This is a genomic window from Azoarcus taiwanensis, from assembly GCF_012910885.1.
GTDB lineage: Bacteria > Pseudomonadota > Gammaproteobacteria > Burkholderiales > Rhodocyclaceae > Azoarcus_F > Azoarcus_F taiwanensis.
On record NZ_WTVM01000016.1, the window covers coordinates 20,983 to 44,731 of the forward strand.

General features: G+C 63.8%; 24 protein-coding genes. 18 read left to right on the forward strand and 6 right to left on the reverse strand.

What is annotated here, in order from left to right:
• Positions 1–3 precede the first annotated feature (3 nt).
• The 11 genes from GPA21_RS04250 to mnhG all read left to right on the forward strand — a co-directional run bounded on the left by GPA21_RS04250 (position 4) and on the right by mnhG (position 9,969).
• A complete protein-coding gene (locus GPA21_RS04250; RefSeq protein ID WP_281355904.1) occupies positions 4–1,341 on the forward strand; it encodes a monovalent cation/H+ antiporter subunit D in 1,338 nt (445 codons plus the stop codon).
• Positions 1,341–1,859: a Na+/H+ antiporter subunit E gene (locus GPA21_RS04255; RefSeq protein WP_168986970.1), complete on the forward strand. Its 519-nt coding sequence runs from the start codon at positions 1,341–1,343 to the stop codon at positions 1,857–1,859. The genes GPA21_RS04250 and GPA21_RS04255 overlap by 1 nt, the downstream gene beginning before the upstream one ends.
• Positions 1,856–2,125 carry a K+/H+ antiporter subunit F gene (locus GPA21_RS04260; protein WP_168986971.1) on the forward strand — a complete coding sequence of 90 codons (270 nt, stop codon included), beginning with the start codon at positions 1,856–1,858 and terminating at the stop codon, positions 2,123–2,125. Before GPA21_RS04255 ends, GPA21_RS04260 begins: the two co-directional genes overlap by 4 nt.
• Positions 2,126–2,134: 9 nt before the next feature.
• The gene (locus tag GPA21_RS04265) at positions 2,135–2,539 is read left to right on the forward strand and encodes a Na+/H+ antiporter subunit G (protein ID WP_168986972.1); all 405 of its coding nucleotides are present in this window, start codon (positions 2,135–2,137) and stop codon (positions 2,537–2,539) included.
• Between the two features lie 14 nt (positions 2,540–2,553).
• Positions 2,554–3,696 (forward strand): pseudouridine synthase, encoded by a 1,143-nt coding sequence (locus GPA21_RS04270; protein ID WP_168986973.1) that lies wholly within the window; start codon positions 2,554–2,556, stop codon positions 3,694–3,696.
• 300 nt (positions 3,697–3,996) lie between these two features.
• Positions 3,997–6,720 (forward strand): hydrogen gas-evolving membrane-bound hydrogenase subunit E, encoded by a 2,724-nt coding sequence (mbhE, locus tag GPA21_RS04275; RefSeq protein ID WP_168986974.1) that lies wholly within the window; start codon positions 3,997–3,999, stop codon positions 6,718–6,720.
• 60 nt (positions 6,721–6,780) lie between these two features.
• A complete protein-coding gene (locus GPA21_RS04280; RefSeq protein WP_168986975.1) occupies positions 6,781–7,209 on the forward strand; it encodes a sodium:proton antiporter in 429 nt (142 codons plus the stop codon).
• Positions 7,206–8,699 carry a proton-conducting transporter transmembrane domain-containing protein gene (locus GPA21_RS04285; RefSeq protein ID WP_168986976.1) on the forward strand — a complete coding sequence of 498 codons (1,494 nt, stop codon included), beginning with the start codon at positions 7,206–7,208 and terminating at the stop codon, positions 8,697–8,699. The genes GPA21_RS04280 and GPA21_RS04285 overlap by 4 nt, the downstream gene beginning before the upstream one ends.
• Before the next feature lies 1 nt (position 8,700).
• Positions 8,701–9,204 (forward strand): Na+/H+ antiporter subunit E, encoded by a 504-nt coding sequence (locus GPA21_RS04290; RefSeq protein ID WP_168986977.1) that lies wholly within the window; start codon positions 8,701–8,703, stop codon positions 9,202–9,204.
• A 61-nt stretch (positions 9,205–9,265) separates the two neighbouring features.
• Positions 9,266–9,595 (forward strand): MrpF/PhaF family protein, encoded by a 330-nt coding sequence (locus GPA21_RS04295; protein ID WP_168986978.1) that lies wholly within the window; start codon positions 9,266–9,268, stop codon positions 9,593–9,595.
• Positions 9,592–9,969 carry a monovalent cation/H(+) antiporter subunit G gene (gene mnhG, locus GPA21_RS04300; RefSeq protein WP_168986979.1) on the forward strand — a complete coding sequence of 126 codons (378 nt, stop codon included), beginning with the start codon at positions 9,592–9,594 and terminating at the stop codon, positions 9,967–9,969. The genes GPA21_RS04295 and mnhG overlap by 4 nt, the downstream gene beginning before the upstream one ends.
• Positions 9,970–10,058: 89 nt before the next feature.
• Here mnhG and GPA21_RS04305 read toward each other — a convergent pair whose 3' ends face one another.
• Positions 10,059–11,792 carry a glutamine--tRNA ligase/YqeY domain fusion protein gene (locus GPA21_RS04305; protein WP_168986980.1) on the reverse strand — a complete coding sequence of 578 codons (1,734 nt, stop codon included), beginning with the start codon at positions 11,790–11,792 and terminating at the stop codon, positions 10,059–10,061.
• A 316-nt stretch (positions 11,793–12,108) separates the two neighbouring features.
• On the opposite strand from GPA21_RS04305, the gene crcB reads away from it, so the two are divergent.
• A complete protein-coding gene (gene crcB / locus GPA21_RS04310; RefSeq protein ID WP_246261758.1) occupies positions 12,109–12,504 on the forward strand; it encodes a fluoride efflux transporter CrcB in 396 nt (131 codons plus the stop codon).
• Between the two features lie 10 nt (positions 12,505–12,514).
• On the opposite strand, the gene GPA21_RS04315 is transcribed toward crcB, so the two are convergent.
• From GPA21_RS04315 to GPA21_RS04325, 4 genes are all read right to left on the reverse strand, one after another.
• Positions 12,515–13,795: a TIGR03862 family flavoprotein gene (locus GPA21_RS04315; RefSeq protein WP_339379814.1), complete on the reverse strand. Its 1,281-nt coding sequence runs from the start codon at positions 13,793–13,795 to the stop codon at positions 12,515–12,517.
• Positions 13,792–14,289, reverse strand: a complete 498-nt coding sequence (locus GPA21_RS20840) for a DNA-deoxyinosine glycosylase (RefSeq protein WP_246261759.1) — start codon at positions 14,287–14,289, stop codon at positions 13,792–13,794. Before GPA21_RS20840 ends, GPA21_RS04315 begins: the two co-directional genes overlap by 4 nt.
• Before the next feature lie 98 nt (positions 14,290–14,387).
• A complete protein-coding gene (locus tag GPA21_RS04320; protein WP_168986981.1) occupies positions 14,388–15,425 on the reverse strand; it encodes a metal-dependent hydrolase in 1,038 nt (345 codons plus the stop codon).
• A 6-nt stretch (positions 15,426–15,431) separates the two neighbouring features.
• A complete protein-coding gene (locus tag GPA21_RS04325; RefSeq protein WP_168986982.1) occupies positions 15,432–16,088 on the reverse strand; it encodes a ubiquinone biosynthesis protein COQ9 in 657 nt (218 codons plus the stop codon).
• A gap of 246 nt (positions 16,089–16,334) precedes the next feature.
• Here GPA21_RS04325 and hrpA point away from each other — a divergent pair, with 246 nt between their 5' ends.
• The 6 genes from hrpA to dnaB all read left to right on the forward strand — a co-directional run bounded on the left by hrpA (position 16,335) and on the right by dnaB (position 23,457).
• A complete protein-coding gene (gene hrpA / locus GPA21_RS04330) occupies positions 16,335–20,315 on the forward strand; it encodes an ATP-dependent RNA helicase HrpA (RefSeq protein WP_168986993.1) in 3,981 nt (1,326 codons plus the stop codon).
• Between the two features lie 134 nt (positions 20,316–20,449).
• On the forward strand, positions 20,450–20,845 hold the full coding sequence (gene rpsF / locus GPA21_RS04335; RefSeq protein ID WP_168986983.1) for a 30S ribosomal protein S6: 396 nt from the start codon (positions 20,450–20,452) through the stop codon (positions 20,843–20,845).
• Between the two features lie 31 nt (positions 20,846–20,876).
• On the forward strand, positions 20,877–21,206 hold the full coding sequence (gene priB, locus GPA21_RS04340) for a primosomal replication protein N (protein WP_246261760.1): 330 nt from the start codon (positions 20,877–20,879) through the stop codon (positions 21,204–21,206).
• Positions 21,166–21,438 carry a 30S ribosomal protein S18 gene (rpsR, locus tag GPA21_RS04345; protein ID WP_168986984.1) on the forward strand — a complete coding sequence of 91 codons (273 nt, stop codon included), beginning with the start codon at positions 21,166–21,168 and terminating at the stop codon, positions 21,436–21,438. Before priB ends, rpsR begins: the two co-directional genes overlap by 41 nt.
• A 12-nt stretch (positions 21,439–21,450) precedes the next feature.
• Positions 21,451–21,903, forward strand: coding sequence for a 50S ribosomal protein L9 (gene rplI, locus GPA21_RS04350; protein WP_168986985.1), 453 nt, complete (start codon positions 21,451–21,453; stop codon positions 21,901–21,903).
• Between the two features lie 147 nt (positions 21,904–22,050).
• Positions 22,051–23,457 (forward strand): replicative DNA helicase, encoded by a 1,407-nt coding sequence (gene dnaB, locus GPA21_RS04355; RefSeq protein ID WP_168986986.1) that lies wholly within the window; start codon positions 22,051–22,053, stop codon positions 23,455–23,457.
• 93 nt (positions 23,458–23,550) lie between these two features.
• On the opposite strand, the gene GPA21_RS20600 is transcribed toward dnaB, so the two are convergent.
• Positions 23,551–23,749: hypothetical protein (locus GPA21_RS20600; RefSeq protein ID WP_211163343.1), on the reverse strand; the 199-nt coding region annotated here is incomplete at its 5' end.

Below are 23,749 nucleotides of genomic sequence, written 5' to 3' on the forward strand. Positions count from 1 at the left end.
GCGCTGGGCAACTGGCCGGCACCGTTCGGTATCGTCCTGGTGCTTGATCGCCTCGCCGCACTGATGCTGGTGCTCACGGCGGTGCTCGGGCTCTTCGTGTTGCTCTACGCGATCAACGGCTGGGACAAGCGTGGGCGTCACTTCCATCCGCTGTTCCAGTTTCAGCTACTGGGCATCAACGGCGCCTTCCTCACTGGTGACCTGTTCAACCTCTTCGTGTTCTTCGAGATCCTGCTCATTGCCTCCTATGGCTTGATGGTGCACGGCGGTGGTGCGTTGCGGGTGCGGGCCGGGGTGCAGTACGTGGTGATGAACCTCGTCGGCTCCAGCGTGTTCCTGATTGCGGTTGGCCTGATCTATAGCGTCACCGGCACGCTCAACATGGCGGATCTGGCCTTGCGTGTCCCCGAGGTGGCAGCGGGTGATCGCGCCCTGCTGCACACCGGCGCGCTGTTGTTGCTGCTGGTGTTCGCGGTCAAGGCAGCGCTGGTACCGGTTCAGTTCTGGCTGCCGGGCACCTACGCCAACGCGCCGGCACCGGTGGCTGCACTGTTCGCGATCATGACCAAGGTCGGGGCGTACTCCATCATCCGCATGTACACCCTGGTGTTCGGCGATGGTGCCGGCGAGGTCGGTGCGCTGGCCGGCGAGTGGCTGGTGCCGGCGGCGTTGGTGACGCTGGTGCTCGGCATGCTCGGCGTGCTCGCGGCGCGCAGCCTGGGGCAGATGGTGAGCTTCGCCGTGGTCGGCTCGATGGGTACCCTGCTGGTTGCGGTCGGCATGTTCTCGCCAAAGGCGATGTCGGCGGCGCTTTATTACCTCCTGCATTCCACGCTGGCTGCAGGCGCACTGTTCCTGATCGTCGATCTGGTCACCCAGCGCCGAGGCAAGCACGCCGACACCTTCTCGCTCGCGCCACGGTTCATCCATGGTGGCCTGATCGCCGGCGTCTTTTTCGTCGGCGCGATTGCGATGACCGGCATGCCTCCGCTGTCCGGCTTTCTCGGCAAACTCCTGATCCTCGACGCGATTCGCGACGGCGCGGTCGCGGTCTGGGTGTGGGGGCTGGTGTTGTCGACTTCGCTGATTGCGATCATCGGTTTCGCGCGGGGGGGGAGCACGCTCTTCTGGAAGAGCACCTCGGTCGAGGGCGTCTTGCCAGCGGAGCGGCGGGGCGGCGATGCGTTGCCCTTCGTGTCGGTCGGCATGCTGCTCGGCATGCTGGTGCTGCTGACGGTGTTCGCTGGCCCGGTGACCGTTTATCTGGAGGAGACCTCGATGCAGCTTTTTGCGCCGAGTGGCTACATCAATGCGGTACTCGGCAGTGGGGGAATGCGCTGATGGCGACGCACAAGAACGAGCGCAGTTTCCTGCAGCGCTGGCTGCCACATCCCTTGCTGACGATCGTGCTGGTAGTGCTGTGGATGCTGCTGCTCAACAGTTTCACGATGGGTGGGTTGGTGATGGGGCTCTTCCTCGGTATCGTGATCCCCATCATCACCAGCAACTTCTGGCCGGAGCGGCCGCCAATCCGGGCCTATGGCAAGGCGCTCGCCTTCATGCTGCTGGTCGCGTGGGATGTGATAGTCGCGAACATCCATGTCGCACGCCTGATTCTCTTCCGCCGTGCGGACCAGTTGCATACCCGTTGGGTCACGGTGCCGCTGGAGCTCGACTCGCCCGAGGCGATCACCGTGCTCGCCGGTACGATCACGATGACCCCGGGCACCGTCAGCAGCGACCTTTCGGCCGACGGCCGCAGCCTGCTGGTGCATTGCCTGGACGCACCGGATGCCGAAGAGGCGGTGATGCAGATGAAGTCGCGCTACGAGACGCGCCTCAAGGAGATCTTCCAATGATCGATTATGCGGTGATGTTCGGTTTCTTCGCGGTGTCGGTGGCGCTGGTACTCAATCTGTGGCGCCTGCTGTCGGGGCCGTCGCTGATGGATCGCGTACTGGCGATCGACACCATGGTCATCAACTCGATCGCGCTGATCATCCTGTTCGGCATCCAGCAGCGCACCACGGTGTTCTTCGAGTCCGCGCTGCTGTTTGCGATGTTCGGTTTCATCTCCACGGTCGCCTATTGCCGCTTCGTGCTGCGTGGCGACGTCATCGAGTGAGGTAGTGGCATGTCCTTTGTCCTCGAATTCATCGTGTCGCTGCTGATCGTGCTCGGTGGCGTCTTTGTGCTCGTCGGATCGGTCGGCCTGGTCAAGCTGCCAGACCTGATGACCCGGCTGCACGCCCCCACCAAAGCGACGACGCTCGGATTGGGTGGTGTGCTGTTGGGTTCCATGCTGTTCTTTCTCGGCGCCGAGGGCGAGCTGTCGATCCATGAAGTGTTGATTACGCTGTTCCTATTCATTACGGCGCCGGTATCGGCGCACTTCATTGCCAAGGCCTGGTTGCATCGCCACCCGGAACACAAGGGTGAGCTGTCTCCGACGGGACGCCGTTATGGCTGGAGTACCTATGACCCGGGGCCGGGCGATCAAGTCGGCGAAGGCCGACGTGACGCGGTTCGCCGGTCCTGATCAGGAGTGAAGCCATGAGCGACAACAAGACATCCGGCAAGAACTCGGATGAGCAGGTAACCGATGCAAACGAGAAACCGCGCAAGACGCTGAGAGCAGCCAGCCCACGCGATGACAATGCCGAGTCCGGCCGACGCCAAGGGCTACGAACCCGCTTTCGGCCGGGCGGCTTGAAGCCGGTGCGGGGCGAGCGCACGGCCGATGATGGTCCGAATGGCGATAAGGCTGCCGAAGCGCGCGGGACAAGGACGACTGAGACTGGAGCCCCCGATTCCGAACAACGCCCGCGCGACCAGCGTGCGCCCGGAACGGATCGGGCGCAGCGCGCAGCCAGCGACAAGCGCTTCGCTGCACCACGCCACACAGAGCCGCGCCCGGAGCGCCCGGAGCGCCCGCAGAAGCCGGTTAGAACCGATGTGGGTGAGGATCCGCGCGGTGTCAGGCTTTCGAAACTCATGGCCGAGCGTGGGCTGTGTTCGCGGCGCGAGGCCGACTGGATCATTGAGCGGGGCTGGGTGTTCGTCGATGGTCGCCGTGTCAGCGAGCTGGGTGTCCGCGTGTCGCCCGACGTCGGGATCGAGCTCGCGCCGGAAGCCGCGCGGCGTCAGGCCGAAAGGGTGACCATTTTGCTTCACAAACCGGTCGGCTATGTATCTGGTCAGGCCGAGGACGGTCACGAGCCCGCGGTGGTGTTGATCGGACCGGACAACCAGTTCGACCGGGACCAGGCGCAGCGTTTTCATCGTTCGCATCTGCGTGGCCTCGCCCCTGCGGGGCGGCTCGACATTGATTCCACCGGCCTGCTGGTGCTGACCCAGGACGGGCGCATCGCGCGGGCTCTGATCGGGGATGACTCCAAGGTCGAAAAGGAGTACCTGGTACGCGTCGAGGGCGAACTCGATGCCGAAGGGCTCGCATTGCTCAACCACGGGCTCGAACTGGATGGTCGCAAGCTGCGTCCGGCGAAAGTCGAGCGCCTGAACGAGGATCAATTGCGATTCGTGCTTAGAGAAGGGCGCAAACGGCAGATTCGCCGCATGTGCGAGTTGGTGGGACTGCGCGTGACCGGACTCAAGCGGGTGCGCATCGGCAGAGTCAAGCTCGGTGACCTGCCGCTGGGGGAGTGGCGCTTCTTGCGGGGCGATGAGAGCTTCTGACGAAGCCCTGGTGCGATTGCTCTGTTTCGAGATCCCATCAGGGTTCACCCTAATTCGATGACGGCCCGCGGTCGTGCAGTCTAAGTGGCCCCCCGCGGCGCTGAATGGGTCGCGGGAACCTCGTGCGGTTTCTTTGGGTCGGATTCTGCTCGCGAGCGGGGGCCGGCGTCCAAGGTCCCATTTTGCTTTGTTGCGGCGAACCCCGGGGTTCGCATTGTCGTGTCGTTCCGAGGGAAGCGGAGCGGCGATGATCGAGGGAGGTAAGCGAATGAACCTGTCGATTGGTCGGGAGGCGGACATATGCTGACGGCGGTCTTTGCCATCGCGTTCGCCGCGCTGCTCGCACCCCCGCTGGCTCGTCGTTTCGACGATCGTGCAGGCTGGTTGCTGGCCGCGGTACCGCTGATGGCCTTCATCTGGTTCGTGATGCAGATCCCGGTCATCGCGCGCGGCGAAGTGGTCACTGCGACTCTTGCGTGGGTGCCGGCGCTCGGCATCGACGTCGCGTTCCGTCTCGATGGTCTGTCGTTGCTCTTCGCGCTGCTGATCAGTGGCATCGGCGCGCTTATCGTCCTGTATGCCGGCGCCTATCTTTCGGACCACCATCATCTCGGCCGCTTTTACGCCTATTTGCTGATCTTCATGATGGCGATGCTCGGTCTGGTGCTGGCCGACGATCTCATCGCGATGTTCGTGTTCTGGGAACTCACCAGTGTTGCATCCTTCCTGCTGATCAGTTTTCAGCACGAGAAGGCTGTGTCGCGCCGGGCGGCGCTGCAGGCCTTGCTGATCACTGGCGGCGGCGGCCTGGCCCTGCTTGCCGGCCTGGTGCTGCTCGGCATTGCGGGCGAAGGCTGGCGCTTTTCCGAGATCGACATCGACGCAGTCGAAGCGAGCGCGCTGTACTTCGGCATCATGGTGCTGGTGCTCATCGGCTGCTTCACCAAGTCGGCTCAGGTGCCCTTCCATTTGTGGCTGCCGAACGCAATGAACGCGCCGACGCCGGTGTCCGCCTACCTGCACTCGGCGACGATGGTGAAAGCGGGTGTGTATCTGCTTGCGCGCCTCAACCCGGTGATGGGCGGGGAGCAGGGATGGAGCGACATCCTGATTGCCTTCGGTGCGACCACGGCCGTGGTCGGCGCGGTGCTGGCGATCCGCCAGACTGACCTCAAGCGTCTGCTGGCCTACACCACGGTGACCGTGCTCGGCCAGCTGACCATGCTGATCGGCACAAACACGACCTATGGCCTGCAGGCCTTCGTGCTCTACCTGTTGGCGCATTCGCTGTACAAGGGTGCCCTGTTCATGGCGGTCGGTGCGGTCGATCACTCCACCGGCACCCGTGAGCTGTCGCGCCTCGGTGGCTTGCTCAAGATCATGCCGTTGACCGGTGCCGCGGTTGGCCTTGCGGCCTTTTCGAACGCTGGTCTACCTCCATTCTTCGGTTTCATTGCCAAGGAGTTCGCGTACGCCGGCTTGATTCAGATGGGGATCACCGGCTGGATCGTCACCATCGCGATGATCGTTACCAATGCCCTTCTGCTTGCCGCGGCGGGTCTTGTATTCATCCGCACCTTCCTGGGTCCGCAGGGGCACTATCCGCGCGAACCGCACGAAGTCTCGGTGCCGATGTGGCTGGGGCCGATGTTGCTCGCCGTGGCAGGCTTCCTGCTGGGCGCCTGGCATCACTGGCCGGAGACCTGGCTGGTGAATGCCGCGGTGCAGTCGGTCGCACGCGGCGATGTGGATGTGAAGCTCTATCTGTGGGGTGGCATCACGCCGGCCTTGATCACCAGCCTGATCACCGTGGCGCTGGGCGTCTTCTTCTATCGCTTCCGCCATCAGGTGCGCTTGCAGATTGCGCGCTGGCGCGTGTTCTGGGGCGTGAGCGGAGACCTGATCTGGGATCGCTTCCTGAAGCGCGTATTCGAGTTCGCCGCCCTGACCGCGAGTGCCTTTCAGCATGGTTCGCTCCGGCTGCACCTGACCTTGCTCAGCCTGGTGCTCAGCTCGGTGGTGTTCATTTCGCTGGCCATCGGCGGGCCGGCTTTGTTTACCGGCGGTGATTACGCTGCGCTGAACACGCCCGCGGTGATCGGCAGCATTCTCGCGCTGGCCGGTGCGAGTGCGGCGGCGGTCATGCGCGGACGTCTCGCTCTGGTTGCCGCCCTCGGTGCAAGTGGCCTTGGCCTGGCGCTGTTCTTTCTCGCCGCGAATGCCCCAGATGTAGCGACCACGCAGCTGATGGTCGAAACACTGACGGTGGTGTTCCTCGCCTTCGTGCTGCGCAGCATGCCCGCGATTCCGCGTGTGGCCGACGAGGGGGCGATCTCGCGTGCGGCGCACATCCTGATCTCGGTCCTGTTCGGGCTGGCGGTGGCCGGCGCCCTGCTGGTCGTGGCGAATGTGCCGCTGGCCGGAAACATAGCGGACTGGTATGTGCAGAACAGCTATCCGGGCGGCAAGGGCGGCAACGTGGTTAACGTCATTCTGGTCGATTTCCGCGCCTTTGATACGCTGGGTGAGATCGTCGTCGTCGCGCTGGCGGGCCTTGCTGCGGCCAGTCTGCTGGGCGGGGGGCAGCTGGCGGAGATGACGCGCAAGGGCGAACCGGAGTTTGGTTCGGTGCTGTTGCGTCAGGCGATCCGCCCGCTTGCCGGGCTGCTGGTGCTGGTTTCGCTGGTGTTGCTGTGGCGAGGCCACAACCTGCCCGGCGGCGGCTTTATCGGTGGCCTGGTGGCGGCGGTGGGCTTCATTCTCGTGGTACTCACGTTCGGCAACTATCAGGCGCGGGCGCTGATGTGGGTGCGTCCAACCCTGCTCGTCGGCGCCGGCATCGGTTGTGCGGTCCTGGCTGGAGTGATCGGCTTGCTCGGTGGCCACGACTTCCTGAAGGGCCTGTGGTTCTTCCCGCTGGGCTTGCCGCTGGGGACGCCCTTGCTGTTCGACGTCGGTGTGTTCCTGACCGTTTTCGGCTCGATGATGAACATGATGCAGAGACTTGCGGGGAGGCCAGTGTGATGGTGTCCGTTCGCTCGAAATCGGGTGTGCCCTCGTACGCACCTTCGCAGGAGATCTGACATGGAGTGGCTTGCTGCCCTGACTGCGGGAGGACTGGCCGGTATCGGCATGTGGTTGTTGCTCGACCGCAATCTTATTCGCGTGGTGCTCGGCGTCGCGATTCTTGGCAACGCGATCAACCTTGGTGTTCTCGCGTCAGGTCGTTTCGCCGGCAGCGAGGCGGCCTTTGTGACTGCGACCACGGTGCCGGCGGATCCCGCCAACGCCTTGCCTCAGGCGCTGGTGCTGACCGCGATCGTGATCGGCTTCGGACTGTTCGCCTTCGCACTGGCGGTGCTGAAGAGCGTGCGCGAGAGTCATGGGGTGACCACCACCGATCGTGTCACCGAAATCACCGAAGAGCCGGCACCGGATATCGAGGAGGTCGGATTGCAGATACACCAGGATGACGCCGACCATCACCATGATGCCGAGGAGGTTCGGCAATGAAGGCGCTGGCGGTCGCTCCCGTCTTCATTCCGCTGATCACCTTGCTGATCGGCATCATGTTGCGCCCCTATCACCAGCAGGTGAAGGTCGTGAGTCTGGTCGGGGCGGCGCTGCTGACTCTGGTGGGCATCCGACTGGTCGCGCTTGCAAACGCGGATGTGGTGCTGGCGGTCCAGCTGGGCGGTTGGGAAGCGCCCTACGGCATCACTGTCATCATCGATCGTCTGTCGGCCGCGATGGTTGCGATTACCGGCATCATCGGCCTGGCTGCCGCCTTGTATGGGCTGGTGCGTGAAGGTAATCCGGATGTGCTGCGCAACTTCCACATCTTCCTCCATGGGTTGCTCGCGGGGGTGTGTGGTGCCTTCATCACCGGCGACGTCTTCAACCTGTATGTCTGGTTCGAGGTATTGCTGATCGGCTCCTTCGCGTTGATCGCACTTGGGGGCGGGCGGCGGCGTCTTTCGGGCACGATGACCTACGTCGTGCTTAACCTGCTTGCGACTCTGGTCTTCCTGCTGTCGGCCGGGCTGATCTACAGCTCCACCGGCACCTTGAACATGGGGGAGCTGGGGCTGATTTTCCGCGCCGGCGAGGCGCCGCCCGCTGCGACGCTGGCGGTCGTGATGATGCTCGTCTCGTTCGCGATCAAGGCTGCACTGTTCCCGGTGTTCGGCTGGCTTCCGGCTTCCTACCATGTAGCCTGGACACCGGTTTCGGCCTTGTTCGCGGGCTTGCTGACCAAGGTCGGCGTGTACGCGATGATCCGCATCGTCACCCTGGTGTGGCCGGAGTACGGTCAGGCCCACGAGGTGTTGCTGTGGGTCGCATGCGCGACCATGCTGGTCGGGGTACTCGGTGCGGCCGCACAAAATGAGGTGCGGCGCATCCTGTCCTTTCACATCGTCAGTCAGGTCGGTTACATGATTCTTGGGCTGGCGCTGGCCAGCCCGCTGGCGATCGCCGGTGCGGTGTTCTACCTGATTCACCATATCGTGGTGAAGGCGAACCTGTTCTTCATCGGCGGCATTGCTGCGCGCATGACGGGGTCGGAGCGCCTCGCTGCGATGGGCGGGCTTTATGCCAAGGCGCCATGGCTGGCGATCCTGTTCGCGATTCCGGCGCTGTCGCTCGCGGGTATTCCGCCACTGTCGGGTTTCTGGGCCAAGTTCGTGCTGGTCAAGGCAAGCCTGGCAGACGGTTTCTGGTGGGCGGCAGGCGTCGCCCTGCTGACAGGCATCTTCACGCTGTTGTCGATGAGCAAGATCTGGAACGAGACCTTCCTGAAGGCGCACCCACAGGGTGAAAAGGCGATTCGCATCGACGACGAGATGCGCTGGGGCTGGTGGGCGATTTCGGGTCTGGCGGCCATGACGGTGTTGATCGGTATTGGTGCCGGACCGGTGATGGAGTACGCGATTGCCGCAGCCGGCCAGCTGGCCGACCCGGTGGTCTATTTCCAGGCGATCACCCACCCGGGAGGACGATGACATGCTCGGCATCCACATCCTGCTTGCGGTAGGCATCGCCGCCTTCGCGAACGCGCTCGACCCGATGGGCATCGTCGGGGCGTTCGTGCTCGTGTATCTGGTGTTGAAGCTCGGTGCCCGCCTGATCCGCACCGGAAGCTATCTCAAGCGACTGGAACTCGGCATCGGTTTTGTCGCCTGGTTCGCAGCAGAGATCGTCAAGGCCAGCCTGGACGTCGCGCGTATCGTGGTTGCGAGTAAGGTGACACCATCCCCGGCGGTGATCACCATGCGTCTGGAGGACAAACGTGAAGGCGTGGCCACGCTGATCGGCCTGCTGCTGACGCTGACGCCGGGCACGATGGCGCTCGACTACGACCCGGACAGCGGTGAGATGGCGATTCACGCGCTCAACGCGACATCGGTGGAGGAGGTCGAGCGTGGCATCCGCGAACTCGAGCGTCGCCTGCTCGACTGGATGCATCCGGAGCGTCTCGCTGCGGCTGAGGCCGATGAGGTGGCGTAATGAAGGAGAAGGTTTTGAGCCTGTGTCTCGATGAACTCTCGCTTGGCGAGGAGAAACTGCGATGAGCATTGAACTGGCCGGCGCCTTCTGGGTGATACCCGTCGTGGTCGTCATGCTTGCGATCAGCGGCCTGATCATCGTGGTGCGATTGTTCAAGGGGCCGACGGGCCCGGACCGTGTCGTCGCGATCGATGCCCTGACACTGGTTGGCGTTGCTGCGGTGGCACTGGGTGCGATGATAAGCGGCCAGATCGTGTTTCTCGATGTGGCCGTCGTGTTGTCGTTGGTGGCGTTCCTCGGCACAGTCGCCTTCGCGCCACTGTTCCGGAAGTCGGAGCAGAATCGGCGGGAGCGCGCCCGGGTTGAAGGAGAAGAGGAGGCGGGACAATGAACGGATCCCTTTTGCCGTGGCTGGCTTCCTTGCTGGTGCTGGCCGGTGGTGCGTTCTGCCTTTTGGGCGCGATCGGTGTGCTGCGGCTGCCTGACTGCTACAGCCGAATGCACGCGGCGAGCAAGGCGGGTGCGCTTGGTGCGGTGCTGGTGCTGGCTGGCCTGGCGGCTGCCTCGTCGGGCGCCGCGGCGATGGAGGCGATCTTTGCCTTGATGGCAGTGCTGGTTACCGCGCCGCTTGCAGCCCATGCGGTCAGCCGGGCGGCCTACCTGGCCGATGTGAAGCCGGTGGTGGGCAAGCTTGGCAACGTGTTCGATGACGAACGCACGGCTGATGCCCAGGCCCAATCCGGGCAGGAGCCCCCCCGAGTCTGATGTGACCCGATCTCAAGCGCCAGAAACAGGGCTCTTGAGCGCGGTTCCTCACCATCGATGGGGGAGGCTGGGGGGCGGTGGGCGCCTGCTCAGGCCTTCAGCTTGGCCCAGGAGTCCTTCAGGGTCACGGTACGGTTGAACACTGGTGCGCCCTCGCTTGAGTCCACCCGGTCGGCTACGAAATAGCCGTGGCGTTCGAACTGGAAGCGGGCTTCCGGCCGGACGTACCTGAGCGATGGCTCCAGCCACGCCTCGATGGTCTGTACCGAATCCGGGTTGAGGTCGTCGAGGAAGCTTCGCTCCAGTTCCTCTGCATCACCCTCACGCCGCGCGCCGGGGTAGGGGTAGGAGAAGAGTCGATCGTAGAGGCGGATTTGTGCCTTGTACCCGTCGGTCACCGATACCCAGTGCAGATTGCCCTTGACCTTGTAGTTGTCTGCGCCCGGAGTGCCGCTCTTTGAGTCCGGCAGGTACTCGGCGAGCACCGCGGTGATGTTGCCTTCGGCGTCCTTCTCGCAGCCGGTGCATTCAACCACGTAGCCATAGCGCAGACGTACCCTGTTGCCCGGGAAGAGGCGGCGGAAACCCTTGATCGGCTCCTCCATGAAGTCCTCACGTTCGATCCACAGCTCACGTCCGAAGGGCATGGCCCGTTTGCCCAGTTCCGGCTTCAGCGGATGGTTGGGGGCTTCGCAGTCTTCGTGCTGACCGACCGGGTAGTTGGTGATGACGAGCTTGAGCGGTTCGAGCACCGCGACGCGCCGCTCGGCGCTGTCGTTGAGGTGCTCGCGCATGCATTCCTCGAGCACGCCGAAGTCGATCCACGAGTCGGCCTTGGATACCCCAATGCGCTCGGCGAAGAGTCGGAAGCCTTCCGGCGTGAAGCCGCGGCGTCGCGCGCCGACCAGGGTCGGCAGGCGCGGGTCGTCCCAGCCGGCGACATGACCCTCATCGACGAGTTGGATCAGCTTGCGCTTGGACAACACCATGTAGGTGAGGTTGAGCCTTGCGAACTCGATCTGTTGAGGCAGCGGGCGCGCGAACATGCCGATGTCCGCCAGCGTCTCCAGCAGCCAGTCGTAGAACGGGCGCTGATCCTCGAATTCGAGCGTGCAGATCGAGTGGGTGATGTTCTCGATCGCGTCTTCGATTGGATGGGCGAAGGTGTAAAGGGGATAGACGCACCAGCGGTCGCCCGAGCGGTGATGGGCAACCCTGCGGATCCGGTAGATGACCGGGTCGCGCAGGTTGATGTTGGGGCTCGCCATGTCGACTTTCGCACGCAACACATGTGCGCCCTCGGCAAACTCGCCCTCGCGCATGCGGTGGAAGAGATCGAGGTTTTCTTCGGTGCTGCGGTTGCGGAAGGGACTGTCGGTGCCGGGCTCGGTGAGCGTGCCGCGCAGGCGCCGCATCTCGTCGGGCGGCAGGGAGTCGACATAGGCCTTGCCCGCCTGAATCAGTCCGACCGCGCACTGGTACATGGTTTCGAAGTAGTCCGAGGCGAAGTACAAGTGCCGGCCCCAGTCGAAGCCAAGCCAGCTGACCGCTTCGATGATGCCGTCGACGTACTCCTGCTCTTCCTTTTCCGGGTTGGTGTCGTCGAAACGCAGGTGGCAGATGCCCCCATAGGCCTCGGCGAGCCCGAAGTTCAGGCAGATCGACTTGGCATGGCCGTAGTGCAGGTAACCGTTCGGCTCCGGCGGGAAGCGGGTTTCCACCCGACCGTCCCATTTGCCGCTGCGGTTGTCCTCTTCAATGATGCTGCGGATGAAATTGCTCGGCGCTGCCGGCGTAGTGTCGGGCTTGGCGTTTTCGGACACGGATGGCCTCGGTCGAATGGCATGGTGTGTTGATTAACCCGCCATTCTATCAGGGTGGCGCCAGGCTCTGTTCTCATTCGCGCCGGTGCCCGCCATCGCGGATGAGAGCAGGTTCCAGGGTGCTGCATGGTGGAGTTCGCGGCCGCGGCTCGGTTAGACTGCGGGATATTCCTTCTTTCGGGATTGCGGTGGGCATGAGCGACAAATCCATCATCGATGACATACGGGCTGCGGGCAAAGGCGTGTCCGCACGCGTCGCGCAGGTTGTAGCGGATGACTCGTGTGCCAGGCGGCTTTCCGCAAGCGGACGGCCAGCATGACCGCCGGGCTGGGCTGGACAGCTTTTGCAGCAGTCGGTGCGGGTGCTGCAGTCGGCGCCTGGGCTCGCTGGGGGCTGGGCTTGCTGCTCAACCCCCTGTTCGTCTGGATACCCTTGGGCACCCTGGTTGCCAATCTCACCGGGGGTTTGCTGATGGGGATGGTGTTGGGCTGGGTTCAGGCGGTGCCTTCCATGGCGCCGGCGCTCAAGCTGTTGCTGACGACGGGATTGCTGGGCGGCCTGACGACGTTCTCGACGTTTTCGGCCGAAGGGCTCCATTTGCTGCAGAGGGGTGAGTGGGGCTGGCTGGCCGTGCATGCCGTTGCGCACGTGGTCGGCTGCCTTTTCATGGCTTGGGTGGGGTTCGCGATCTTCAACTCCCTGCGGGGCTGAATTGACCGGGTCAGTCCTTGGCGCCGAGTTTCGCCAACCATTGGGCTGCACCGAGTCCGGCTGCCCGACCCGTGGCGAAGCAGCCGGTCAGCAGATAACCGCCGGTCGGCGCTTCCCAGTCGAGCATCTCGCCGCAGCAGAAAACGCCCGGCAGGGATTGCAGCATCATGCTCGGGTCGAGTGCGTCAAGCCGTACGCCGCCAGCCGAGCTGATCGCTTCCTCGAGTGGACGCGGCCGCGCGAGGAGCAGCGGAAGGGATTTGATCGCGCCGGCAAGGGCGTTCATGTCGTCGAATACGGCTTTCGGCAAGACTTCACGAAGCAATCCGGCCTTGACGTCGGTGATGCCTGCCTTGCTCTGCAAGTGGCTGGCGAGCGAGCGCTTGCCACGTGGTCGGGACAAGGCCTTGCGAAGTGTTTCGAGTGACCGGTTCGGCGTCAGGTCAACGTGGACTTCAACCGGGCCGTTGGCTTCGATGGCATCGCGAATGGGTTTCGAGAGGGCATAGATCAGGCCGCCTTCCAGCCCGGAGATGGTGACGATGCACTCGCCCAGCCGTTCATGGCGGACGCCGCGGGCATCAGTGACACTCAGTGCGATGTTCTTGAGAGGATGCCCCGCGAAGCGGTTGGCGAAGTAAGCGCCCCAGCCGAAGCCGTCGCCTGTCGGCAGCGAAACCTCGAAGCCGCAGTTGGCGGGTCGCAGCGGCGACACGCAGATACCGCGAGCCTGCAGCCAGGGCACCCAGGCACCGTCCGACCCCAGTCGTGACCAGCTGCCGCCACCGAGCGCGAGTACCACGACATCGGCCGACACTGTCGTCTCTCCTTCGGGTCCCTTGAAGCGCAGGCCTTGCGCGGGCGTGGCGCAGTTGTCGCCCCAACCGAGCCAGCGGTGGCGGGTGTGGATGCGCACGCCTGTCGCGCGCAGACGGTGCAACCACGCACGCAACAGCGGCGCTGCTTTCATGTCGACCGGGAAGACGCGGCCGGAGCTGCCTACGAAGGTGTCGACACCAAGTTCGGCAGCCCAGGCGCGCAAGGTGTCGGCGCCGAACTCGGCGAGGTGTCCTGCCATCCAGGCCGCGGCTTCGCCATAGCGCGAGATGAAGTCCGCCTGGGGCTCCGAGTGCGTCAGGTTGAGGCCGCCGACGCCTGCGATCAGCAGCTTGCGCGCGACCGATGGCATCGCGTCGAACACATCTACCTGATGCCCGGCCGCCGCGAGTTGTTCGGCGGCCATCAGGCCAGCCGGGCCGGCACCGATGACCGCGACGCGCCTGTTTCTCACCGCAGGATCTCCCGCCAGGCATGGGTTTTTTGCGCGAGTGTCAGCGATGCATGGGCCGGGCTGGTCGAGGGCAGGCGCCGGCAGGTGAGCTCGCGGTTGCGCAGAGTCGGCATGACGTGCCTGCGGAACAGGTTCTCGGCGGTGCTGCCGTTGAAGAAGACACGGTCGATGAGCGGATGCTCTGCCAGGAAGTCCGCGATCGGATTGACCTCGAGGGACTCGGCTTCGATCGCGGTGTCGAGACTGCCGTTGCGCCGGCAAGCGCCCAGCACGTCCCACAATGCGTATCCCGCGCTCGTCAGCCTTGCAAGCCGCTGCTCATAAGGCAGGCTGGCGTCGAAGCCGAGCAACTCGCCGATCAGCCGCCAGAATGCGTTGCGCGGGTGGGCGTAGTATTCACTTGCGGACAGCGACGCGACACCCGGCATGCTGCCAAGAATCAGCGTATGCGCGGTGTCGAGCGCGACTGGCGGAAAGCCTTGCAGGCGGGTCATTCGGAGGACGCAAAAAACCTCCATTTTGCCAAAGATCGCAGCACATGCCCCAAGCAATTTCGCTTCCGGCGATCCACCGTGCTGTCGCGCAAGAGGTTTCAGTCGATGATGAACAGCCCGCGTTGGCGTTCGATCGTCCAGTGACCGTCGCTGTGTTCGCAGGCGCCGAAGCGGAAAGACGGTGGCAGGCCGGGCACAACAAAACGCTGATCGGCGAACCAGGCGCATCGCCGTGCTTCGGCAGTCTCGATCTCATGCAGGAACGGCAGGCGGGCGAAGCGACGGAAGGGGGTGAAGACCGGTTGCGACCACGCCTGACGTGCGAATGCGACTTCGTCCGACGTGTTGCCAAAGGCCGGTTGGCGCTGCCACGAGGTCTCGGTGTCAGCCGCGTAGTCCATGCCCAGCGCTGCCCGCAGCCGGGCGGTGGGTGAGGGCAGGGTGATGAGCCTGAGCTGCGCCACTTCGTAATCGTCCTCATGCCGCAGCATCAGGGTCCGATGCCAGGGCGAAAAGGGCTGTGGCAGTGCGGTGATCCGCGCTTCGTGCCAGCCAAGAGTGTCGGCACGTCGTTCGGCGATATCGATCGCATTCTCACGAATGGCGACGTTCAACATGAGGTAGGCGCCGACGAGGAGCAGGCTTGCGATCGCGATCGCTCTGCCGCCGCTCGAGGCCCTGAGCGAAAGCGTCAGGCCGACCGCCAGCAACAGCGTGACCGCTGGATCCACCACAAAGACCAGCGGGAGGCTGAAGCGTGTGTTCGACAGCGGCGCGAAGAGCATCGTGCCGTAGACGGTGATGAAGTCGCCGATGATGTGGGCGGAGAGGCCCAGGGTGACCGCCGGCAGAAACCGACGCCAGAGATTCGGCCTGCCGTAGAAGCGGGCGAAGAGCTGCGCGAGCAGCCACGCCCACAGGGGCAACATGATCAGCGAATGGGTGATGCCCTGATGCCAGTTCAGGTAGGCCAGGGTGCCGAACACCCGCAATACGATGTCGATGTCCGGAAACGCGGCCGCCGCAAAACACGCCCAGAGCTGAGCGCGAATCGGCAGCGCGTTAGCGGAGGTGCGGTCTCGAAGTGCCGCGCGTGCTGCCACCGCACCGCTGAGCGCATGCGTCAGTGGGTCCATGGTGGGTCAAGGTTTGCCGGTCGCCGGTGCGACCTCATCCCGAGGCGTTTCGGTAGGCGGTGGCATCTCGCTCCTCCCTCGCTTGCGGAAGACCAGGTGGTCCAGCCGCTCTGCATCACGCAACCGCAACTCGAGGAAGCGGCGGGTTTTCTGGCCGCCGACGGAGTCGTCCGCCATCCAGTGGGCGAAGGTCGCGAGGTAGATCGAGGTGAGTGCGGTTTCCTCGAGTGCCCGGCGCACGAATGTCGCGTTGCGGCCGGCAGCCTCGCGGACCCACTGCACGGTGCGGCTGACGCGCAGCAGGCCGGGGATCTGCACATGAAGATGCCCGGGTTCGAGCTTGTTCACAATCATTTGCCGGGTCACGAGACGATACGGCGCAAGCGCATCCAGCCAGGCCATGATGAGCTTGTGGATTCGTTCAGTGCTGGTGAGTTCGTGAAACCCTGGCGTCTCGGGTACTGCCAGCATCGCGGCATCGGCGCGGTCGAACCAGGCCTCGACGAGGTCTTCCTTCTCGCGGAAATGCCGGCGGATATCGTTGAGGGAGATACCGAGATTCGCGGCGACGTCATACAGTCGCAAGTTTTCCCAGTGGCTATCGGCTGCGAGCGCAAGGGCGGCATCGACGATGTGTTCGCGATCGGTGGCGGGCGTGTTCATCGTGGCCTCCGGAGGGAGAGACGTTGTTCATGCTACCGGATGCAGGGCCAGTAGTGGCATTTGATGCACGTCCAACTGCGGTTTCCAGGATAATCCCGTTCCTGACGAATCCTCCGGCCAGCGCCGGATGCGCAACCAGCGACCGAGCTCTTGACTACTGGAAAGCCACGACCCACTGCCGAGGCGCGCGCTGCGCGGCCCGATTTCTCCGACTGCCTGAGTGCCGACCGGCCGCGTCTCGCACGCATGAGTCGCGATCTGGCGCGGACTGGTGGTGAGCGTCGCGCACGCTTGCAACAGGCGCTGGACGCCCTGCTGCTGCGCTCCCGCGAGCGTCTGGCGCAGCGGCGCGGTGGCTTGCCTGTTCCGGACTTTCCGCCCGAACTACCGGTTTCGGCGCGTCGGGATGAAATCGCCGCGGCGATTGCGGCCCATCAGGTGGTGATCGTCTGCGGCGAGACCGGTTCGGGCAAGACCACGCAATTACCCAAGATCTGCCTCGAGCTTGGTCGTGGTGTTGCCGGGCTCATTGGTCACACCCAGCCGCGACGGCTCGCAGCACGGGCTACCGCCAGCCGGATCGCGCAGGAGTTGGGTAGCGAACTGGGGCAGACCGTCGGATACAAGATCCGCTTTACCGACCGCGTCAGTGAGGCGAGCTACGTCAAGCTGATGACCGACGGCATTCTGTTGGCCGAAACCCAGGCTGACCCATGGCTTGCCGCGTACGACACGCTTATCGTCGACGAGGCGCACGAGCGCAGCCTGAACATCGACTTTCTGCTCGGCTATCTCAAGACGCTCCTGCCGCGAAGGCCGGATCTGAAGGTCATCGTCACCTCGGCGACACTGGACGCCGAACGTTTTGCACGGCACTTCGAGGTCGATGGCAGGCCGGCGCCGGTCATCGAGGTGTCCGGCCGCCTGTATCCGATCGAAGTGCGGTATCGCCCGGTCGGCGACGAGGACGACGCATCCACCCAGACCCGCGAGGGCAAGCGCGCACGGGACAAGGATCTGTACGAGGCGATCGTCGACGCGGTCGACGAAGTCCAGGCCTGCGGGCCCGGCGACGCACTTGTGTTCCTGCCGGGCGAGCGCGAGATCCGCGAAGCCGCCGAGGCGCTGCGCAAGTCCCGCCACGCCGCCGGCACCGAGATCCTGCCGTTGTTCGCGCGCCAGTCGGCGCAGGAGCAGGCGCGCATCTTCTCGCCAGGGCAGGGGCGCCGGGTGGTGCTGGCGACCAACGTGGCCGAAACCTCGCTGACTGTGCCCGGTATCCGCTACGTCATCGATTCGGGGCTGGCGCGGGTCAAGCGCTATTCGGTGCGAAACAAGGTCGAGCAGTTGCAGGTCGAGAACATCGCGCAATCTGCCGCCAAGCAGCGCGCCGGTCGTTGCGGGCGGGTCATGGATGGGGTCTGCATCCGCCTCTACGACGAGACCGAGTTCGAGCGCCGCGCCGCGCACACCGATCCGGAGGTGCTGAGATCCTCACTTGCCGGCGTGATCTTGCGCATGAAGGCCTTGCGACTCGGTTCGGTGGAGGATTTCCCCTTCATCGATGCGCCGAACTCACGTGCGATCGCCGACGGCTACCAGTTGCTGATCGAACTCGGCGCGGTCGGCGAAGACGAGGCGCGCGAACTTACCCCGCTCGGCAAGGAGCTCGCGCGCCTGCCGCTCGATCCGCGCATCGGCCGCATGCTGCTGGCCGGCCGGGATCGAGGCTGCCTGGCCGAGATGCTGGTCATCGCCTCGGCGCTGTCGGTGCAGGATCCCAGGGTGCGTCCGCAGGAGTCGCCGGGTGCGGCCGATCAGGCGCATGCGCGTTTTCGCGGGGGTGAGCAGGATCAGCATTCCGAGTTCCTGTGGTACCGCAACCTGTGGAAGAGCTGGGACGAGGTGATTCGCCACGAATCCGGCTCCAAACAGAAGACATGGTGCAAGCAGCATCATTTGTCGTGGCTGCGCATGCGCGAGTGGCGTGATGTGCATGGCCAGCTCGCTACGCTGTGTGCCGAGCATGGCTGGAAGGAGAACCAGGTGCCGGCCGCTTACGAGGCGATCCACAAGGCCTTGCTCGCCGGCCTGCTCGGCAACGTTGGTTGCCGCGTCGAAGAGGCACAGGGTGGTCGGGGGCAGCTGAGCGGCGGGTACAACGGCGCGCGTGGCATCCGTTTCTGGCCGCATCCGGGCTCTGCTCTGGCGCGCAAGGCGGGCAAGTGGGTGATGTGCGCCGAACTGGTCGAGACGTCACGCCTGTTCGGCCGCTGCGTGGCGCGCGTCGAGCCGGAGTGGATCGAGGAGGTGGGCGCACACTTGGTCAAGCGTCAGGTCTATGAGCCGCACTGGTCCAAGAGTTCGGGTGCAGTGCGGGCATGGGAACGTGGCACTCTCCATGGCCTGGTGCTCTATGCGCGGCGCGGCGTCGGCTACCGTGAGATCGATGCCCCGCTTTGTCGCACGCTGTTCATCCGCGAAGGGCTGGTCCAGGGTGAGATCGCGGAAGGGGTGGCGCGAGGCATGGCCTTTCTGCGCCACAACCAGAAACTCATCGCCGAGATCGAGCGGCTGGAGCACAAGTCGCGCCGGCCTGACGTGCTGGTGGACGAGGCGTTGATCGAGGCCTTCTACGATGCGAGGATTGCCCCCGAGGTGCTCGACGTCGCGGGTTTTGAGAAATGGCGCCGCGAGGCCGAGCGGGCGGACCCGAAGCTGCTCCACCTGACGCGTGAACAGCTGATGCGGCACGAGGCCGAGGGTATCACCACCGAGCGCTTTCCTGCGCATTTCGAAGTCTTCGGGCAGAAGCTCAAGCTCGCCTATGTACATGCACCGGGCGAGGCCGACGACGGCGTGACGCTCACCGTGCCGCTAGCAATGCTCAACCAGATCCCGATCGAACGATGCGAGTGGTTGGTGCCGGGGCTGCTCGCCGAGAAGGTCGCCGCTCTGCTCAAGACCGTGCCGCAAAAGCATCGTCACCGTCTGCAGCCGGTTGCCGACAGTGCGGCTGCATTCGTCTCAGGCGTTGAGGCGGGCGAAGTGGATGTATCGGTTTCGTTGCTGGTTGCGCTGCAGCGCTTCGTGGAGGAACGGGTGTCGCTGAAGCTGCCGCTCGAATCCTTCCGCCCGGAGAACCTGCGGCCTCATTTCTTCATGAACTTCCGGGTTGTTGACGAGCACGGCCGGGTGCTGGGGCAATCGCGAAATCTCGCCGAGTTGCGGGCGCGACATGGGCGGCAGGTGACCGAGCGTTTTCGCGCGGCCCGCATTGTCGATGAGCAGGCCGCGGCCGAGCCGGCCCCCGGCGAAGGCCGTAATCAGCCCAAGGGTGGTCAGCCAACGGGCGTCACCGCCCCAACGGGGGCGCTGGCAGGTTTCACCGCCTGGACCTTCGGTGAGCTGCCGGAGCTGCTCGAACTCAAGGTCGCGGGTCGTGAAGTGATCGGCTTTCCCGCGCTTCACGATGATGGCGACAGTGTCTCGATGAGACCCTTCGACACCCCGGAGGAAGCGAGCCGGGTGCATCGCAAAGGCCTTGCGAGACTGTTCGCCCTTTGTCTTCGCGAGCAGGTCCGTGCCATCGAGCGATTGCCGGGGATGCGGGATCTGGCGCTGGCCTTCATCCAGTTTGGCACCGAAGCCGAACTCAAGGCCCAACTCGTGGCCGCGACGATCGACCGCGTATGTCTCGTAGAGCCGCTTCCGAACGACGCTGCGGCTTTCGAGCGGCGCTGCGGCGAATCGAGAGCCCGGCTGAGTCTGGTCGCGCAGGAATTCATGCGTCTGGTCGGGCAAGTCCTGAGCGAGCACGCGAGTGTCAGCAAGCGTATCGGTGGGCTCAAAGGGTATCCCGATGTGGCGACCGACCTCGCCGCTCAGCTTGATGCACTGCTGCCGAAGTCGTTTCTGGTCGCCTTCCCGTGGGAGCGTCTGGCGCATTTTCCCCGCTATCTCAAGGCGGTGTCGGTGCGCATCGACAAGCTGCGCAACAATCCGGCGAGAGATGCGGAGCTGATGGGCCAGTGGCAATCGCTTGCACGTCCCTTCGAGCGGGAACGTATTGCTCGCCTCAAGGCAGGTGTCGCCGATCCGGAGTTGGAGGCCTTCCGCTGGTTGCTGGAGGAGTTGCGGGTGGGCCTCTTTGCCCAGGAGCTGAAGACGCCGATGCCGGTCAGTGTCAAGCGCTTGCAGAAGGTTTGGGAGGCCCGGCCGCGCTGAGCAATCCGTGATCCATGCAGTCGATTGAAAGAGCAGTGTTTTCAGCGCTGAACTATGCTAAACTCCCGCGCTTTCCCTTGCTCCACCGGAACATTCGCATGCCGGGGGGCTGTCATCAACCACAAGGAGTCTGCATGCGACACTACGAAATCGTGTTCATCGTCCACCCTGATCAGTCCGAGCAGGTGCCGGCGATGGTCGAGCGCTACAAGGGCCTCGTCACCGGCCGTAACGGCCAGATCCACCGTCTTGAGGACTGGGGCCGCCGCCAGCTGGCCTACCCGATCCAGAAGATCCACAAGGCCCACTATGTTCTGATGAACATCGAGTGCGACAACGAGACGCTGGCCGAACTCGAGCACACCTTCAAGTTCAACGATGCCATCCTGCGCCACCTCGTGGTCAAGAAGAAGGCAGCCGTGACCGTCGCGTCGCCGATGATGAAGGAAGAGAAGGCCCGTTCGCTGACCACCGGCTCGTCCGACGGCGCTGACGACGGCGAAGAGTCCAAAGAGGCCGAATCTGCCTGATCCCGCCTCGGGCGCCGGTCTGAACCGACTGTTGCTCCAAGCACGGCTCGAAACCGTCGAACCTCTGCGCAGGACGCCAGCCGGCGTGCCGGTCGCAGCCGCAACGCTCCACCATGTCTCACGGCAGGTCGAAGCGGGGCTCGAAAGAGAGGTGTCGGTCGAACTCGATGCCGTGGCGGTCGGAGAACTCGCAGCGCTGCTGGCAGCCGCCCCCCCGGGGGCATCGGTCAGAGTGGTGGGTTTTCTGGCAGCAAAGAGCCTGCGCAGTCGCAAACCGGTATTGCATCTGAGCGAAATAGAATTTCTGGAAGGAACCGAAAATGGCTTTCAAACCCAAGTCCAAGTTCAAGAAAAAGGATGACCGTGGTCGCGGTCTGTTCAAGCGTCGCAAGTTCTGCCGCTTCACCGCCGAGAAGATCGAGGAAGTGGACTACAAGGACGTCGACCTGCTGAAGGATTTCATCACCGAGACTGGCAAGGTGATGCCGGCGCGTATCACCGGCACCAAGGCCGGCTATCAGCGCCAGCTCTCCACCGCGGTCAAGCGTGCCCGCTTCCTGGCCCTGCTGCCCTACACCGATCTGCACAAGTAAGGAGAGACGGCCATGCAAATCATTCTGCTCGAAAAAGTCGTCAACCTCGGTTCGCTCGGCGACATCGTCAAGGTGCGCGACGGCTACGCTCGCAACTTCCTGATCCCGCAGGGCAAGGCCAAGCGTGCCACCGAAGCCAACAAGGCCGAGTTCGAAGCCCGTCGCGCGGACCTTGAGCGCGTTCAGGCCGAGAAGCTGGGCGAAGCCCAGGAGATGGCCGGCAAGCTCGAAGGCTTGATGGTTCAGATCACCCGCAAGGCTGGCATCGACGGTCGTCTGTTCGGCTCGGTCGGCAGTGCCGACATCGCCGAAGCGCTCGAAGCCCTCGGCTTCAGCGTCGAGCGAAGCGCCCTGCGCCTGCCTGACGGCCCGATCAAGCAGGTCGGCGACGTCGAGGTTCCGGTTGCGCTGCATTCGGACGTGGTGACCAACATCACCGTGTCGGTGCTTGGCGACCAGCAGTAACCAGCCGCAGGCATTCGGAGAAACGGGCTGCGCTGCAGCCCGTTTTTTTTGTCTACGGCTTTGGGGTCAGGCTGCCGGTGGTGTGCGGTAGTGATGTCCGTGCCGAGCGACTGTTAGAATCTGCCCTCACTTACCGAACTCATTCCCATGGCTTCCTCTCCTCGTAGCAATCGACCGCCCCCTTTCGACAGTGAAGTCGCAGCGATCCGCTTGCCGCCGCATTCCATCGAGGCGGAACAGTCGCTGATTGGCGGCATCTTGCTGGACAACGCAGCCTGGGAGCGTATTGCCGACCTGGTTGGCGATGCCGATTTCTACCGGGATGACCATCGCCGGATCTACCAGCACATCGCGCGGCTGATCGATGCCGGCAAACCGGCCGATGTCGTAACCGTCTTCGAGTCGCTTGAAAAGCATAATGAAGCCGAGCAGGCCGGCGGTCTCGCGTATCTTGCCGAGATTGCCAACAGCACGCCCTCGGCGGCCAACATCCGCCGTTATGCCGAGATCGTTCGTGAGCGGGCGATTCTAAGAAAGATGGTCGCCGTCGGTGACGAGATCGCAGCCAGCGCACTCAATCCTTCCGGGCGGGATGCCAAGGCCTTGCTCGACGAGGCCGAGGCCAGGGTTTTCGAAATTGCCGAGGCCGGGGCGCGCCATGCGAGCGGCTTCGTGTCCATTCAGCCCATCCTTAAGCAGGTAGTCGATCGCGTCCAGGAGCTGTACGACCGCGACAACCCGCATGACGTGACCGGCGTGCCGACCGGCTTGGTCGATCTCGACGAGAAGACCTCAGGGCTTCAGCCTTCAGACATGATCATCCTCGCGGGTCGTCCTGCCATGGGCAAGACCACGCTCGCGCTGAACATCGCCGAACATGTCGCCGTTGATTGCCGCCTGCCGGTCGCGATCTTCTCGATGGAAATGCCAGGCACTCAGCTGGCGATGCGTTTCATCTCCTCGCTCGGTCGTATCGATCAGCAGAAGCTGAGAACCGGGCGACTGGGAGATGAGGACTGGCAGCGCCTTACCGCGGCGATGGGTAAGCTCTACGACGCGCCGCTGTTCATCGACGAGACGCCTGGTCTGAACCCCATCGACCTTCGCGCTCGCGCTCGGCGGCTATCGCGCCAGTGCGGGAAGCTCGGGCTCATCGTTATCGACTACCTGCAGCTGATGACCAGCAGCCGTGAGGGCGACAACCGGGCATCCGAGCTCTCCGAGATTTCGCGCTCGGTCAAGTCGCTGGCCAAGGAGCTGCATGTGCCGATCATCGCCCTGTCCCAGCTCAACCGGAGCCTCGAGCAGCGCCCGAACAAGCGCCCGGTGATGTCCGACCTGCGAGAGTCCGGCGCCATTGAACAGGACGCGGACATCATCATGTTCATCTATCGGGATGAGGTCTACAACCCGGATTCGCCCGACAAGGGTTCGGCTGAACTCATCATCGGCAAGCATCGTAATGGCCCCACCGGCATGGTCCGCATGACCTTCATCGGCGAGTGCACCCGTTTCGAGAACTTCGCCGCAGGCGGTTTCGGTCAGCCTTATTGAGTGGTCCTTCCGCTCGCCGAGCGCCTTGCGGTGAATCGAATCCAGCGCCAGGATGATTGCCGTCGATAGTTGTTGACGGTTTTTTGGTTCTGTTTATAATGCGCGGCTTGCTTCGGCGGCGGGTTGTTTTTGTGGCTGTCGGGGTTGGAGGGGGAAGTGAAGCGCGTTTGGATTTGAGTGCTTCTGGGGGTTGACGAGTTGTTTGGTCTTCTTCATAATTCCGCTTCTTCGCTGCTTGGTCAGCGGTTCTTTAAAAATTTGAACAACCGATAAGATGTGGGTGCTCGGTATT

Bases quoted from the DNA above. Each gene is read 5' to 3' on its own strand.
- GPA21_RS04255 (WP_168986970.1), top strand. From the start codon at position 1,341: ATGGCGACGCACAAGAACGAGCGCAGTTTCCTGCAGCGCTGGCTGCCA.
- GPA21_RS04260 (WP_168986971.1), top strand. From the start codon at position 1,856: ATGATCGATTATGCGGTGATGTTCGGTTTCTTCGCGGTGTCGGTGGCG.
- GPA21_RS04265 (WP_168986972.1), top strand. From the start codon at position 2,135: ATGTCCTTTGTCCTCGAATTCATCGTGTCGCTGCTGATCGTGCTCGGT.
- GPA21_RS04270 (WP_168986973.1), top strand. From the start codon at position 2,554: ATGAGCGACAACAAGACATCCGGCAAGAACTCGGATGAGCAGGTAACC.
- mbhE (WP_168986974.1), top strand. From the start codon at position 3,997: ATGCTGACGGCGGTCTTTGCCATCGCGTTCGCCGCGCTGCTCGCACCC.
- GPA21_RS04280 (WP_168986975.1), top strand. From the start codon at position 6,781: ATGGAGTGGCTTGCTGCCCTGACTGCGGGAGGACTGGCCGGTATCGGC.
- GPA21_RS04285 (WP_168986976.1), top strand. From the start codon at position 7,206: ATGAAGGCGCTGGCGGTCGCTCCCGTCTTCATTCCGCTGATCACCTTG.
- GPA21_RS04290 (WP_168986977.1), top strand. From the start codon at position 8,701: ATGCTCGGCATCCACATCCTGCTTGCGGTAGGCATCGCCGCCTTCGCG.
- GPA21_RS04295 (WP_168986978.1), top strand. From the start codon at position 9,266: ATGAGCATTGAACTGGCCGGCGCCTTCTGGGTGATACCCGTCGTGGTC.
- mnhG (WP_168986979.1), top strand. From the start codon at position 9,592: ATGAACGGATCCCTTTTGCCGTGGCTGGCTTCCTTGCTGGTGCTGGCC.
- crcB (WP_246261758.1), top strand. From the start codon at position 12,109: ATGACCGCCGGGCTGGGCTGGACAGCTTTTGCAGCAGTCGGTGCGGGT.
- GPA21_RS20840 (WP_246261759.1), bottom strand. From the start codon at position 14,289: ATGACCCGCCTGCAAGGCTTTCCGCCAGTCGCGCTCGACACCGCGCAT.
- GPA21_RS04320 (WP_168986981.1), bottom strand. From the start codon at position 15,425: ATGGACCCACTGACGCATGCGCTCAGCGGTGCGGTGGCAGCACGCGCG.
- GPA21_RS04325 (WP_168986982.1), bottom strand. From the start codon at position 16,088: ATGAACACGCCCGCCACCGATCGCGAACACATCGTCGATGCCGCCCTT.
- hrpA (WP_168986993.1), top strand. From the start codon at position 16,335: ATGAGTCGCGATCTGGCGCGGACTGGTGGTGAGCGTCGCGCACGCTTG.
- rpsF (WP_168986983.1), top strand. From the start codon at position 20,450: ATGCGACACTACGAAATCGTGTTCATCGTCCACCCTGATCAGTCCGAG.
- rpsR (WP_168986984.1), top strand. From the start codon at position 21,166: ATGGCTTTCAAACCCAAGTCCAAGTTCAAGAAAAAGGATGACCGTGGT.
- rplI (WP_168986985.1), top strand. From the start codon at position 21,451: ATGCAAATCATTCTGCTCGAAAAAGTCGTCAACCTCGGTTCGCTCGGC.
- dnaB (WP_168986986.1), top strand. From the start codon at position 22,051: ATGGCTTCCTCTCCTCGTAGCAATCGACCGCCCCCTTTCGACAGTGAA.